Here is a 12,237-nt window from a genome sequence, read left to right as displayed (position 1 = left end):
ACACAAACGCCTGGCTGCCGAGGAGTTCCTCACCCAGCTTGCGGCTGATCCAACTAGGGTCAAGCGGCTTTGCTTTTGGCCTTGGATTCAAGAGGCTTTATGTGTCACCTCGTCGTAGAGTTGGTATAAGCAGAGCCAGGCCTCCACCCGCCCAAGTAGGGGCACGGGGACGTTCAAGGACCAGCTGATGGGCTTGAGGCTGGCCTGGTCCTTTGGGGAGAGGCCGCTTAGCTCGGGGCTTACCCGGGTGATGCGGGGCTGGGCTTGCAGGGCCTCCTCCAGGCTCCCACCGTACCAGCGCAGCTCGGCTTCCAGGCTCAGAGGGTAGCTGGGCGGGGCTAGGGCGTGGCCCTGTATGGCCACGAACCGATAATCGTGCCCATCGCGCAGCAGGGCGGAGCCAGCCTGGGCCCCAGGGATAAGCCGGAGGGCGCCCTCCAGGGCGGTTGCCAGCATGAGCTCAGGACTGGGGCTTCCCACCAGCTCCCGCAGCAGCGCAAGCATCCCCTGGTAAAATGCACTCATTCCCGAATAAGCCTAGAACGCCTGAACCCCTCTCTTGGGTTATGCATCACAGCGGAGTGCGTAACGCATTACGTACCGTACCACAGGAAGGGGCTCCTTTAGGTAAGGGAAAGCTTAATCGTCGTGGAACCGGTAGCGCCACTCGGCCTCAAAGCTGCGCCCCCAGGGGAATGTGAGGCCGGTGGGCTCGAGCCGCCCTAGGGAGAAACGGGGCATGGGCTCTGTCTTTAGCCGTTCCAGCACCTGCCAGGCAGCCTCCTCCCCCAGGGGTTCGCGGAAGCGGGCCCGCACCCAGGGCCGGCCTACCTCGCCCCAGAGGTACTCCAGGTAGGCCTGGGCCAGCGCCCGGACGCGCCGCGCTTCGCAAAAGCCCGCAGGGTTGCCGGCCCGCTGGCAGGTGGTGGGGGCGAACAGACCCCCTTGGGCCAGGGCCGCGCCCAGGTTGTTGCTGGGGGTGCCCCAGGCGGCGTAGGCAGCCAGCCAGGGGTAGATTTCCAGGTCCAGCAGGTAGCGGACGAAGGAGGCGTCCCCCCGGTTGACCCGGGCGATGTCCGCAACCGCCACCGGGGCCTGGCGCAGACCCTCCATAACCGCAAGAACGCCCCGGCGGGGGTCGCTGCCCGTGTAGACCACCAGCACCAGGTCGGGCCGGTTCTGCACCTCTACTGCCCGTACCGAGGCCAGGAGCCTTCGCACCGAGTCCTCTAGGGGGATGCCGTCGTAGCGGACCACCTCTTGTGCCGCCTGGGGCCGGTCGTAGAGCACCCGCACCCGCAGGCCCGGGGCCAAGGCCCGCAGCAGCAGCACCTGGCCGGCCTCGTCGGCTCCAGGGCGGGTGGGGATGGGCAGCCGGGCGGCCTCACCCACCGCGGGAGAGCCGGGCAGGGCGTCGTCCCAGGGGACCTCCACATAGGCGAAGCGGCCCTCCAACGACCCCAGAAGGGCTAGGTTGCGCGCGCGGTCTTTTGCGTCGGGGTGGCGGGGGATGACCCCAAAGGCCAGCACCGGCCCCCAGGTTTCCTGCCAGTAACGCAGCACCCCAAGGCGGCCCTGGGCCTCTTCTAGGCTCAGTGCGGCGCTGCGGCTTTGCACCAGCCCGCCGTAGACCAAGGCGTCCAGGCTGGCCACCAGGGTATGCCCCGGCTGGCCTACCAGCCAGCCCCACAGCTCGCCCAGCCGGGCCCCCCAGCGGCCCTGGTAGAGGTCCTTCGGCGGACAGCGCGCCAGCTCCCAGCGGCAGGGCGACCAGCTTGGCGGGCGGTCGTCCAGCGGGACATACACCACCTGCGGGTAGGCCCAGGCCAGCGGGAGCAAAAGGGTCCAAAGCATCCCCCAGCCCCGCATCGGGGGCCATGGTACGCCGGGTAGATGAGGAAGGGTTATGGGTGGTTGCCGATGCGCTCCAGCAGCAGCTCAAAGAAGCCCTCGGGGTCAACCCGTAGCCCCACCCGGCAGTTGGGGGGCTTGCCGGTGACCCCCCAGTAGTCGCAGACCGTCCGGCCAAAGCAGAGCCCCTCGTTGGTTTCCACCGCCACGTGCAGCGGCTTGGTCTGGAAGAGCTCAGGACGCACCAAGTAGGCCACCGCGCAGGCGTCGTGGATGGGGGCCCCGTCCCAGCCGTAGCGCTTTTGGTGGTGCTCGCGGAAGAACTCCAGCAACTCGGCGGCAAAGGTGCCCGCCCGGTTGCCCAGGCCGCGGAAGCGGGCCACCCAGTGGGGGTGGGCTATGGCCTGGTGGGTCAGGTTGAGCCCCATCATGGCCAGCGGGACGCCCGACTCAAAGACGATGCGGGCCGCGTGGGGGTCGGCCAGGATGTTGAACTCCGCGCTCGGCGTCCAGTTGCCAAGGTCCACCGAGCCGCCCATCAGCACAATCTGGCGGATTTTAGGGGCTATCTGGGGTCTGAGCCGCAGGGCCAAGGCCAGGTTGGTCAAGGGGCCCACCGGCACCAAGGCCACCTCGCCAGGGTGTCGTTCCACCTGCTCAATGATGAACAGCGCTGCGTGCAGGTCCTGGGGCTGCTGGCTGGGGGTAGGTAGGGGAGGGCCCGCCAGCCCCGAGGTGCCGTGCACCGCTTCGGCGCTGATGCGCTCCCGGACCAGGGGCCGATCGGCCCCGGGGTGCACGGGTACCCGCCTGCCCAGCACCTCGAGCACCACCAAGGCGTTGTGCGTGGTGCGCTCCAGCGCCACATTGCCGTAGACGGTGGTGATTCCCAGCACCTCCAGCTCCGGGCTGGCCAGGGCCAGCATGAGGGCGATGGCGTCGTCGTGGCCGGGATCGCAGTCTAGGATGATTTTCTGCGGCACGGACTACAGACTATCAGACCAAAGGCCCCGCCGCGATAGACTGGGGGCATGCTCGAGGTCAGGGAAGCGGTCCGGATTGCCATGGACTATATCCAGAGCCTCTATGGGGACAAGCAGCTTCCGGAGCTGCGGCTCGAGGAGGTTGAACTTAGCGCCGACGGCCAGTTCTGGGAGGTTACGTTGTCTTTTGTGGTGCGAGAGCCCACCGCCTACCTGAGCCTGGGCGACGCGGCCCGCACCCGCGAGTACAAGGTCTTTCGTATCAACGCCGAGAGCGGCCAGGTGCAGAGCATGAAGATTCGCCGCTTCTAGCCCAAGGAGAAGGGGTTGAAGCGGGTGTCGCGGTCGTAGTAGTCCTCGTTTTCGGCCCGCTTGAGGAAGCCTACCACCGCATAGGTGATGGGGGTGAGGAGCACCTCTAGCCCTACCTTGAAGACATAGTTGGAGACGAACACGGTCCACAGCAGGGCGTTCTCCCAGACCCCATAGAAGGCCACCAGCAGGAAGATGGCGGTGTCCAGTCCTTGCCCGACCAGGGTAGAGCCGATGGTGCGCAACGCCAGCCAGCGCCCTTGGGTGGCCACCTTGAGCCGGGCCAATACGTAGCTGTTGGCGAACTCCCCCACCCAGTAGGCCAGCAGGCTGGCCAGGGCAATGCGGGGGACCAGCCCCAAAAGGGCGTTGAAGGAGGCCGCCGAGCCCTGGCTGAACTCGTCGGGGGGGGCTGGTAGGGCGCTCACCAGGCCTAGGGTCAGGGTGGAGAGGAGGAGCAGGAAAAAGCCCGTCCAGATGACCCGGCGGCTTTTTTTGTACCCGTAGACCTCGGTGAGCAGGTCGCCGAAGATGTAGGCCAGCGGGAAGAGCAGGGTACCCCCGTCAAAGGTGAAGGGGCCCGCCTGCACCACCTTGGTGGAGGCGATGTTGGAGACGATGAGCACCGCCACGAAGGCGGCGGTGATGAGGTCAAGGTAGCGGTAGTTTTTCACGGCGTTAGGAGGGCCCAGGCTCAGGCCTGGGAGGTGATGAAGGGGAGGTTGCGGTCGCGCTGGGCGCGGTCCAGGCCGTAGCCGTAGACGAAGGCGTCCTCAATCTCAAAGCCTAGGTAGTGGATGGGCACCTCAATTTGCCGGCGGCTGGGCTTGGATAGCAAGGCCGCCACCCGCAAGGAGGCGGGCTGCCGGGCCTCCAGCAGCCGCAGCAGGTAGTTGAGGGTGATGCCGGTGTCTACGATGTCCTCCACGATGAGGACCTGGCGGCCCGCGATGGGCAGCCGCAGGTCTTTGATGAGCTCCACCTCGCCGCTGGTCTTCTCGGCGTTGCCGTAGGAGGAAACGGCCAGGAAGTCCAGGGTAAGGGGCAGGTCTATGGCCCGCACCAGGTCGGCCATAAAGATAAAAGCCCCATTGAGCACGCAGACCAGATGGGGCTCTTGGCCTTCATAGTCGCGTTTTATCTCCTGCCCCAGCGCTTGGATGCGCGCGGCGATCTGTTCTTGGCTGATCTGTACCCTTCCCGCTCCGCTTCGGAACACGCTCACGCTCCGATTCTACGTCAGGCGCTGCTGGCCGTGTATGGGCGCTTTGGCGGAGAAGCCGGACCTCGCCCGGGCTCAGGTAGCGCCACTGGCCGGGCTCGAGCCCGCCCAGCTCAATGGGCCCTACCGCCAGCCGCACCAGCCGCTCCACCGGGTACCCCACCCGGGCCAGCATCCGCCGGACCTCGCGCTTGCGGCCCTCGGTGAGGACCAGCCTGGCCCCGCCCCGGGCCGGAATGGCCCGAAGGGCCTTGGCCGGGCCGTCCTCCAGCGCCACCCCCTGCTCGAGCCTACGGCAGGCCTCCAGGCTGAGCCGCCCGTTTTTGCACCAGGCCCGGTAGACTTTGGGAACCTGGTTTCGGGGGTGGGTGAGGAGCTGGGTGAGCTGTCCGTCGTTGGTGAGGAGCAACAGCCCTTCGGTCTCCTTGTCCAGCCGGCCCACGGCGTGCAGCCCGGGGTGCGCGGGAACCAGGCTGTAGACCCGTTTTTCTGCGTGAGGGTCCTCGTGGGTGGTGGTGTAGCCCCTAGGCTTGTTCAGGGCGATGACCACGGTTTTGCGGGGAGGGTTTACCCGCTCCCCGTCCAGCCGCACCACATCCCCAGGCTGCACCACCCGGCCCAGCTCGGCTACCTCGCCGTTGATCGTGACCCTTCCAGCCCTGATGAGCGCCTCGGCCTTGCGGCGGCTGGCGATTCCCGCCCGGGCCAGGAACTGCTGAAGGCGCATAGGGCCCATGCTATCCCGGCGGGGCGGCCCTAGGGAAGGGCCTGCATCTCGAGCCAGGCCTTTTCCTCTGGGGAGAGCTCGGCTTTTTGCAGGAGGTCGGGACGCCGCTGAAGGGTGCGCCAAAGGGCCTGCTTGCGCCGCCATTCGGCGATTTTTCCGTGGTGCCCTGAGACCAAGACCTCGGGTACCCTAAGCCCGCGGAACTCCGGCGGCCGGGTGTAGTGGGGGTAGTCCAGAAGGCCGGTGGAGAAGGAGTCCTGCCGGTGGCTTTCCTCCTCCTTGATGACCCCAGGGACGAGCCGGGCAGTGGCCTCTAGGACCACCAGGGCCCCTAGCTCGCCGCCCATCAACACGTAGTCGCCGATGGAAATCTCCCGGGTTACGAACCCTTCTACCCGGGCATCAATGCCCTCGTAGCGGCCGCAGACCAGCACCAGGTGGTCCTTCTGGGCCAGCTCCTCGGCCAGCCGCTGGTGGAAGGGGACCCCGGCCGGGGTAAGCAGGATGACCTCGTCGGCGGGCCCCGCGTCCTCAATGGCCCGCACCACCACGTCTACCCGCATCACCATTCCCGCCCCTCCGCCGTAGGGGGTGTCGTCCACGGTTTTGTGCTTGCCGTGGGCATAGGCCCGGATGTCCCGGATCTCTACCCCAATGAGGCCCTTTTGGATGGCCTTCTTCAGGATGGACTCCTGCGTCCAGGGCCTTATGAGCTCCGGGAAGAGGGTCAGGATGGTGTACTTCATTCAAAAAGACCGGGGATGGCCTCTACCTGGATGCCCTCGGGTTCAAGGCGCACATAGGGGGCTTGTAGGGGCACCAGGTAGGTCTTGTGCCGCGCCCTTAGCGAGCTGCCCTTGGCCCGCACCACCAGCAGGTCCTGGGGGCCTTCTTGGATGTCCACCACCTCGCCGAAGGGCTTCCCGTCCACATAGACCGGCCGGCCCAACAGCTCAAAGTAGTAGTAGGTTCCTTCCTCCAGCTTGGGCAGCTCGCTCACGTCGGCGTAGACCCGAAGGCCCACTAGGGCCTGGGCGGCCTCCAGGCTCCTCACACCGGCCAGGTAGAGAACGATCTCCTGGTTGAGCGTTCGGGCCTCCCGGATGGCCCGGTAGCCCAGCCCTTCCAGGTAGACCCTCTGCAGCTCGAGGACCACCGGCTCACCACGGAACTTGAGGGCCCCCTCCAGGCCGTAGGCCTTGCCCAGCCGGCCGATCTCCACCCGCCGCGTAGGGGCTTCCATACCTCACCCTCCGCAGGGCTTCCTAGCGCACCTCTACGTTTACTCGCCCCTTGGAGAAGGAGCGAACCACGGTACGGATGGCTTCAATGACCCGGCCCTGCCGCCCAATCACGCGGCCTTTGTCCTGATGGTGGGTCTCAACGTAGTAGACCCAGCCTTCCTTTGCTCGCTTTTCGTCAACCCGTACCAAGCCAGGGTGGTCCACCACAGCCTTGACCAGGTACTCCACCAGGTCTTTCATAGGAATAGACTAAGGCCAAAAGGGAAAGGCTGAAAACCCCGCCGCTTTCAGCCGCTGGGCTTACTGGTTGCTGGCCAGCTTGATGAGCCGCTTGACCGTATCGGTGGGCTGGGCCCCCACCGAGAGCCAGTAGTTCACCCGCTCCAGGTCAATCTTGAGCCAGTCCTTGGTGGTCTTGCGGGGGTCGTAGTAGCCCAACCGCTCAATATAGCCGCCGTCGCGTTTGGTGCGGCTGTCCATCACCACGATGCGGTAGTGTGGGTTGCCCTTAGAGCCAAAACGAGCCAAACGAATCTTGGTCATGGTCCTCCTCCTTACCTGAAAAACCCTCGGCCCCGCTGCTTGGCCAGGGTTTTTAGAAGCTGTTTGGTGTCCTCAAAAGTTTTGATGAGGCGGTTGACCTCCTGCACACTGGTTCCTGAGCCGGCGGCGATGCGCCTACGCCTCGAGGCATTCAGAATCCGGGGGTCGCGCCTTTCCTTAGGGGTCATGGAGAGCACGATGGCCTCCATCCGGCGAAGCTGCTTTTCATCCACCGTGAAGCCCGGGGGCAGCATTCGCGAGAGGCCCGGTATCATCGCCAGGATTTCGCTGAAGCTCCCCATCTTGCGCATCTGGCGCATCTGGGCGATTAGGTCCTCCAGGGTGATGTCCTTGGGGTCCTTCTGGGGCGCTTCAAGTTCGGCCTGCTTGGCCCGCTCCAAAAGGGTTTGGAGGTCCCCCATACCCAGGATGCGCTGGGCCAGCCGGTCGGGGTAGAAGGGCTCCAGGCCCTCCAGCTTTTCCGAGACCCCAGCGAAGTAGATGGGCTTTCCGGTCACGTAGCGGGCCGAAAGCGCCGCCCCTCCCCGCGCGTCGCCATCCAGCTTGGTCAGCACCAGGCCCGTAACCCCGATGCGCTCCTCAAAGGCCCGGGAGACGCTGAGGGCTTCCTGGCCGGTCATGGCGTCCACCACCAAGAAGGTTTCCGAGGGACCCAGGGCCACTTTGAGCCGGTACAGTTCCTCCATCAGGGCCTCGTCCACCTGAAGCCGTCCGGCGGTGTCCACGATGACCAGGTCGCGGTAGTCAAAGGTGAGGTGCTGCCGCAGCCGGGCCCGGGTGGTCTCGGGGGGCTCGCCATCGGCCACCTCCAGCACCGGCACGCCGATTCTTTCACCCAGGATGCGGAGTTGTTCGCGGGCTGCGGGGCGCTGGGTGTCCGCCGCCACCAGGAGGGGCCGCCGTCCCTTGGATTTGTAGAACAGGGCCAGCTTGCCGCTGGTGGTGGTCTTGCCCGATCCCTGTAGCCCCACCATGAACCACAGGTTGCCCTCGCTCTTGAGCACCGGCTGCCTGGCCTCGCCCCCCAGCATCTCCACCAGCTCTTCGTAGACCACGGTCAGGATTTGCTCAGCCGGGGTCAGGCTTTCCAGCACGGCCTTTCCCAGGGCTTTTTCCTGCACCCGCTGCACGAAGCCCTTGGCTACCTCAAAGTTCACGTCGGCCTCGAGCAGCGCAACGCGAATCTCCCGCAGGGTGGACCTAAGGTCCTCCTCGCTAATCCGGCCCCGCCCGCGCAGCCGATCTACCGCCGCGCGGAGGCGCTGGGAAAGGGTTTCAAACATCGTTTATCCGCTCCAGGTGCCCAAGAAACCACTAAAGGCGCTTTTGCGATTTTTGGCCCGCTTTTTCGGGGCCGCCCGCTAGGGTAGCAGCAAAGGGTTGCGTGTGTCAATATCAAGAGATTTTTGCTAAACACTATAACTCAGGGGGCCGCTTGGGTTAGGACTATCGTAGAATGCGGGCGATGAGTACCTTTGTGCTGGCCTGGGTATTGCTGCTGCTGTTTTCCCTGCTCAACAACCTGGTGCTCTACCGGCTTCTGCGCGAGCGAGGCCGGACGGAGCTGATGTGGATTGGGGTGGTTGCGACGGCGGTTCCAGTAGGGCTTTTTGCCTTGTGGCCAGGGGCTTTTACGCTGATATCGTTCCCTCTGTTCCAAAGCTTGGGAATGCTGCTGGTCCTGCGCTTGTCCCAGCGTTAGCCTCTAGGGGCTTGCTCCTTGCAATCCCGCAAGGTCGGCTGGCCTGGGGGTATAGCCTGTAGGGACCGGGAGACTAGCGCCGCTCCACCGATAGGGCCTTGCGCTGGGCCTCCTCTAGGGCCTGGCGGGGGTTGGCGTTGCCCTTTAGGACGCGCTCCAGGGCCTCTTCCAAAAACCCGTACCAGAGGGTCACCTCGGGGTCTTGGGCCCAGGTCTGAGCTTGCTCGAGCCCCCCCAGGGCCACCCGGCGGCGGGGGTCTTCGCGGTAGAAGTCCTCGAGCAGGGGCTGGACCGAGCGGCGCAGGGGCAGGCAGTAGGTGGCCTTGACCCACTCGGCCAGAACCCCGGGCTCCATCCAGTAACGCCATAGGGCCACCGCGCCCCTGGCCTGGGCCTCGCTGGCCCCGCGCAGCACCATCAGGTTGCCGCCGGCCAGGGGCAACCGGCCGTCTGGCGCGCGTGGCATGGGGGCCACGCCCAGGTGGAAAGGAATAGGGGTGCGTTTTTCTAGGGTGGGCCAGAGGGTGATGGGGGCGATGCCCATAAAGACCTTGGTGCGGACAAAGTCCACCATGGCAAAAGGGGCTTCGGCGATGTTGCGGCTTACCGCGCTGCCCCCCCGCACCAGGCTTTGCAGGTACTCGAGGCTTTCCACCACCTTGGGGTCGGTGAAGTTGGGCCGCCCTTCGCGCACCAACTGCCCACCTCGGCCCATCACCACCGCATTGAAGCTGTAGACATCGCTCACCACGACAAACCCTTTGGCCGAGCGGGTGGTGAGCTGCTGGGCTGTGCTGGCCAGGGCCTCCCAGCTTTGGGGAGGGGTAAGGCGGCGGGAAGCGAGTTGGTCGGCGTTGTAGAAGAGCACCGGCAGGTGCAGCTCCACAGGCAGGGCGTAGGTGCGCCCGCGGAAGCGGCCGGCTTCCATCAGGGCGGGGTAGAAGTCGCTTGGCAAGGCTGCCAGGTGCTCGTCCAAGGGGAGGGCTAGGTTTTCCTGGACGGCCCGCCCCACAAAGGAGACCTCGCCGTAGTAAAGCTGGGGGGCGTTGCCCGCCCTAAGGGCAGAGGTCAGCTTGAGCGCCCCTTCCCGCAGGTCGCCCACATACTGCAGCACCACCCGATAGTCCCGCTGCCGTCCGTTGAACTCGGCCACGATTTTTTCTAGGGCCTCCCGCCCGGGGGGGTCTAGGGTGTGCCAGAAGGTGATTTCCACCGGTCGCTGGGCGAGGGCCAGGCCCAGGCCCAGCCACAGGCCTGCCCAGAGCAGGCGCAGCCACATCTTCTTCACGAGCAGAGTCTAGGCTTTGTTTCTGAGGCCAGGCTGAATGGGGCTAAAGCGGCATGTTGCCGTGCTTTTTGTAGGGCCGCTCTTCCTGCTTGCTGGCGAGCATCTCCAGGTGGAGGATGAGCAGCCTACGGGTCTCGGCAGGGTCAATGACGTCGTCGATATAGCCCCGGCCGGCAGCCACATAGGGGTTGTCAAAGGCCTTTTTGTACTCGGCAATTTTGGCCGCGCGGGTGGCGGCGGGGTCGGCAGAGGCCTGAATTTCCTTTCGGTAGATGATGTTGGCGGCGCCTTCGGCCCCCATCACCGCCACCGCTCCGGTTGGCCAGGCCAAGACCACATCGGCCCCCATGTCGCGGGAGTTCATGGCCAGGTAGGCCCCGCCGTAGCTCTTGCGCACGATGAGGGTGATTTTGGGAACGGTGGCCTCGGCGTAGGCGTAGAGCATCTTGGCCCCGTGGCGGATGATGCCCTGGTGCTCTTGAGCCACCCCAGGGAGAAAGCCGGTCACGTCCACCAAGGTTAGGATAGGAATGTTGAAGCAGTCGCAGGTGCGGATGAAGCGGGCGGCTTTGTCCGAGGCGTTGATGTCCAAAGCCCCGGCCATGAACCGGGGGTTGTTGGCCACGATGCCCACGCTCTGGCCCCCCAGGTGGGCGAAACCGGTGATGATGTTTCGGGCGAACTCGGGCTGCAGCTCTAGGAATTCGCCCTCGTCCACAATGGTCCGGATGAGCTGGTGCATGTTGTAAGGGCGCCGGGGGTCGGGGTGTACCAGGCCTAGCAGTTCTGGGGTTTTGCGCTCCTTGGGGTCCTTGTTGGGGCGCAGGGGGGGTTTTTCCCGGGCGTTTTGCGGAAGGTAGGTCAGGAGCTTCCTGATGGCCTCCAGCACCCCCGCGTCGCCCTCCCGCTCGAGGTGGGCCACCCCAGATTTCTGGCTGTGCACCGCCGAGCCGCCTAGCTCTTCAAAGCTCACCTCCTCGCGGGTGACGCTTTTGATGACCTCTGGCCCGGTGATGAACATGTAGCTCGTGCCCTTGCTCATAAGCACGAAGTCGGTGAGGGCGGGGCTGTAGACCGCGCCTCCGGCGCAGGGGCCCAGGATGGCCGAAATTTGCGGCACCACCCCCGAGTAGACCGCGTTGCGGTAGAAGACCTCACCGTAGCCCGATAGGCTGTCCACGCCCTCTTGGATGCGGGCCCCGGCGGAGTCGTTCAGACCGATGATGGGGGCCCCGACCCGGACCGCCAGGTCCATCAGGTGGGCGATTTTGCGCCCGTGGGTCTTGCCTAGGCTGCCGCCCAGCACGGTGAAGTCCTGGCTGAAGACGAAGACCGTGCGCCCCCCGATCTTGCCGTAGCCGGTCACCACCCCATCCGCGGGGGCCTCGAGCCCCTGCATGAGGGGGGTTTCCAGATGCTCGGCGAAGGGCTGCAGTTCTACAAAACTACCCTTGTCCAGCAAGTAGTCAATCCGCTCGCGGGCGGTCATTTTGCCGGCTTCATGCTGTTTTTGGATGCGTTCGGGGCCGCCGCCGGCCAGCACGCGCTTGCGGCGCTCTTCCATTTCGGCCAGGAGCTCCTCCATAAGGGCTCGAGTTGGGTCTGCCATAGTGCCCGTATCTTACCCACTCTTTTCCCTGGGTGGCCTGTGGGTTAGGCTTGTGGGGATGGAGGGTTTGGGGGAGCTAATCCGCTCAGGCCGCTACGATGAGGCCCGCAAGCGCTTGCTCCTAGGGGAGGAGGGGGATGCGGACGGGCTTGCGGCGCTCCTGGAGTTGCGCGACTGGCTTCGGCTTAAGGAGTACGGGGAGGCCCGGAGGCTCCTGCGGCAGGAGGCCGAGCTAATTGGGGCCTACCTGGACCCGGGCCGGGTCCAAGAAGCCCTCCAGGCGTTTGAGACCGAGGAGGAGGCGCGTATCCGCCCCTATACGGGAGACCCCCACCTGGGGGCTGAGGCCTGGACCGCCTTGGGGCTGCTTTGGGTTCGGGCGGGACGGCGGGAGGAGGCCTGCCAGGCCTTTGAGGAGGCCCTCCGCCGGGATCCCGGCCACTTCCGGGCCAAGACCAACCTGGCCAACCTGGCCCTCGAGGCCGGCCAGACCGACACGGCCATCGCCCTTTACCAGGAAGTGCTCAAACAACACCCCGACTACCCCCTGGCCCACCACAACCTGGGGGCGGCCTACCGGAAGAAGGGGCAGATTGATAAGGCGGTCTACCACCTCAAGCGGGGGCAGCGTCTTCAGATGCAGCCCCCGGCCCGACCACCCCGGCCACCTGTTCCCGGCTCGGTGGGCCCACCGGAGGGGCGGCCCTGGCTGGGGGGCTGGGCCCGGCGCTGGTG

Annotated in this window: 16 protein-coding genes; 3 read left to right on the top strand and 13 right to left on the bottom strand. The window is 65.6% G+C overall.

What is annotated here, in order from left to right; all coding sequences use genetic code 11:
• Positions 1-87: 87 nt before the first annotated feature.
• From Mlute_RS11405 to Mlute_RS11395, 3 genes are all read right to left on the bottom strand, one after another.
• Positions 88-525: a hypothetical protein gene (locus Mlute_RS11405; protein WP_147371075.1), complete on the bottom strand. Its 438-nt coding sequence runs from the start codon at positions 523-525 to the stop codon at positions 88-90.
• Positions 526-639: 114 nt separating this feature from the next.
• A complete protein-coding gene (locus Mlute_RS11400) occupies positions 640-1,869 on the bottom strand; it encodes a DUF4127 family protein (protein ID WP_119360766.1) in 1,230 nt (409 codons plus the stop codon).
• Positions 1,870-1,904: 35 nt separating this feature from the next.
• Positions 1,905-2,834, bottom strand: a complete 930-nt coding sequence (locus tag Mlute_RS11395) for a nucleoside hydrolase (protein WP_119360765.1) — start codon at positions 2,832-2,834, stop codon at positions 1,905-1,907.
• 48 nt (positions 2,835-2,882) lie between these two features.
• Between Mlute_RS11395 and Mlute_RS11390 the strand changes: the two genes are divergently transcribed.
• Positions 2,883-3,146: a hypothetical protein gene (locus Mlute_RS11390; RefSeq protein WP_119360764.1), complete on the top strand. Its 264-nt coding sequence runs from the start codon at positions 2,883-2,885 to the stop codon at positions 3,144-3,146.
• Here the strand turns inward: Mlute_RS11390 and Mlute_RS11385 are convergent.
• Genes Mlute_RS11385 through ffh form a run of 8 tightly spaced genes read right to left on the bottom strand, consistent with a single transcriptional unit; the run spans position 3,143 to position 8,186 of the window.
• Complete coding sequence (locus tag Mlute_RS11385) at positions 3,143-3,820, bottom strand: queuosine precursor transporter (RefSeq protein WP_119360763.1); 678 nt, start codon at positions 3,818-3,820, stop codon at positions 3,143-3,145. The two genes, Mlute_RS11390 and Mlute_RS11385, sit on opposite strands and share 4 nt — an antisense overlap.
• 20 nt (positions 3,821-3,840) lie before the next feature.
• The gene (gene hpt / locus Mlute_RS11380; RefSeq protein WP_119360762.1) at positions 3,841-4,365 is read right to left on the bottom strand and encodes a hypoxanthine phosphoribosyltransferase; all 525 of its coding nucleotides are present in this window, start codon (positions 4,363-4,365) and stop codon (positions 3,841-3,843) included.
• Complete coding sequence (locus Mlute_RS11375; protein WP_119360761.1) at positions 4,271-5,104, bottom strand: pseudouridine synthase; 834 nt, start codon at positions 5,102-5,104, stop codon at positions 4,271-4,273. The genes hpt and Mlute_RS11375 overlap by 95 nt, the downstream gene beginning before the upstream one ends.
• Before the next feature lie 20 nt (positions 5,105-5,124).
• Positions 5,125-5,841, bottom strand: a complete 717-nt coding sequence (gene trmD, locus Mlute_RS11370; protein ID WP_119360760.1) for a tRNA (guanosine(37)-N1)-methyltransferase TrmD — start codon at positions 5,839-5,841, stop codon at positions 5,125-5,127.
• Positions 5,838-6,338 carry a ribosome maturation factor RimM gene (gene rimM / locus Mlute_RS11365; RefSeq protein ID WP_119360759.1) on the bottom strand — a complete coding sequence of 167 codons (501 nt, stop codon included), beginning with the start codon at positions 6,336-6,338 and terminating at the stop codon, positions 5,838-5,840. The genes trmD and rimM overlap by 4 nt, the downstream gene beginning before the upstream one ends.
• Before the next feature lie 22 nt (positions 6,339-6,360).
• Positions 6,361-6,579, bottom strand: coding sequence for a KH domain-containing protein (locus Mlute_RS11360; protein WP_119360758.1), 219 nt, complete (start codon positions 6,577-6,579; stop codon positions 6,361-6,363).
• Between the two features lie 60 nt (positions 6,580-6,639).
• Complete coding sequence (gene rpsP / locus Mlute_RS11355; protein ID WP_119360757.1) at positions 6,640-6,882, bottom strand: 30S ribosomal protein S16; 243 nt, start codon at positions 6,880-6,882, stop codon at positions 6,640-6,642.
• Between the two features lie 11 nt (positions 6,883-6,893).
• A complete protein-coding gene (ffh, locus tag Mlute_RS11350) occupies positions 6,894-8,186 on the bottom strand; it encodes a signal recognition particle protein (protein WP_119360756.1) in 1,293 nt (430 codons plus the stop codon).
• Positions 8,187-8,368: 182 nt separating this feature from the next.
• On the opposite strand from ffh, the gene Mlute_RS11345 reads away from it, so the two are divergent.
• Positions 8,369-8,605, top strand: coding sequence for a hypothetical protein (locus tag Mlute_RS11345; protein WP_119360755.1), 237 nt, complete (start codon positions 8,369-8,371; stop codon positions 8,603-8,605).
• A 73-nt stretch (positions 8,606-8,678) separates the two neighbouring features.
• On the opposite strand, the gene Mlute_RS11340 is transcribed toward Mlute_RS11345, so the two are convergent.
• The gene (locus Mlute_RS11340; RefSeq protein ID WP_119360768.1) at positions 8,679-9,884 is read right to left on the bottom strand and encodes an ABC transporter substrate-binding protein; all 1,206 of its coding nucleotides are present in this window, start codon (positions 9,882-9,884) and stop codon (positions 8,679-8,681) included.
• 52 nt (positions 9,885-9,936) lie between these two features.
• Positions 9,937-11,502, bottom strand: coding sequence for an acyl-CoA carboxylase subunit beta (locus Mlute_RS11335; protein ID WP_119360754.1), 1,566 nt, complete (start codon positions 11,500-11,502; stop codon positions 9,937-9,939).
• Between the two features lie 58 nt (positions 11,503-11,560).
• On the opposite strand from Mlute_RS11335, the gene Mlute_RS11330 reads away from it, so the two are divergent.
• On the top strand, positions 11,561-12,237 hold a 677-nt coding region (locus Mlute_RS11330), incomplete at its 3' end, for a tetratricopeptide repeat protein (protein WP_119360753.1).

Source organism: Meiothermus luteus (assembly GCF_003574085.1).
GTDB lineage: Bacteria > Deinococcota > Deinococci > Deinococcales > Thermaceae > Meiothermus > Meiothermus luteus.
The sequence above is the reverse complement of the archived record's forward strand: the minus strand, read 5'-3'. Positions and strand labels throughout refer to the sequence as shown.

Coding starts and splice junctions, on each gene's coding strand:
- Mlute_RS11405 (WP_147371075.1), bottom strand. CDS start 525: ATGAGTGCATTTTACCAGGGGATGCTTGCGCTGCTGCGGGAGCTGGTG.
- Mlute_RS11400 (WP_119360766.1), bottom strand. CDS start 1,869: ATGCGGGGCTGGGGGATGCTTTGGACCCTTTTGCTCCCGCTGGCCTGG.
- Mlute_RS11390 (WP_119360764.1), top strand. CDS start 2,883: ATGCTCGAGGTCAGGGAAGCGGTCCGGATTGCCATGGACTATATCCAG.
- Mlute_RS11375 (WP_119360761.1), bottom strand. CDS start 5,104: ATGGGCCCTATGCGCCTTCAGCAGTTCCTGGCCCGGGCGGGAATCGCC.
- trmD (WP_119360760.1), bottom strand. CDS start 5,841: ATGAAGTACACCATCCTGACCCTCTTCCCGGAGCTCATAAGGCCCTGG.
- rimM (WP_119360759.1), bottom strand. CDS start 6,338: ATGGAAGCCCCTACGCGGCGGGTGGAGATCGGCCGGCTGGGCAAGGCC.
- Mlute_RS11360 (WP_119360758.1), bottom strand. CDS start 6,579: ATGAAAGACCTGGTGGAGTACCTGGTCAAGGCTGTGGTGGACCACCCT.
- rpsP (WP_119360757.1), bottom strand. CDS start 6,882: ATGACCAAGATTCGTTTGGCTCGTTTTGGCTCTAAGGGCAACCCACAC.
- ffh (WP_119360756.1), bottom strand. CDS start 8,186: ATGTTTGAAACCCTTTCCCAGCGCCTCCGCGCGGCGGTAGATCGGCTG.
- Mlute_RS11345 (WP_119360755.1), top strand. CDS start 8,369: ATGAGTACCTTTGTGCTGGCCTGGGTATTGCTGCTGCTGTTTTCCCTG.
- Mlute_RS11340 (WP_119360768.1), bottom strand. CDS start 9,884: ATGTGGCTGCGCCTGCTCTGGGCAGGCCTGTGGCTGGGCCTGGGCCTG.
- Mlute_RS11335 (WP_119360754.1), bottom strand. CDS start 11,502: ATGGCAGACCCAACTCGAGCCCTTATGGAGGAGCTCCTGGCCGAAATG.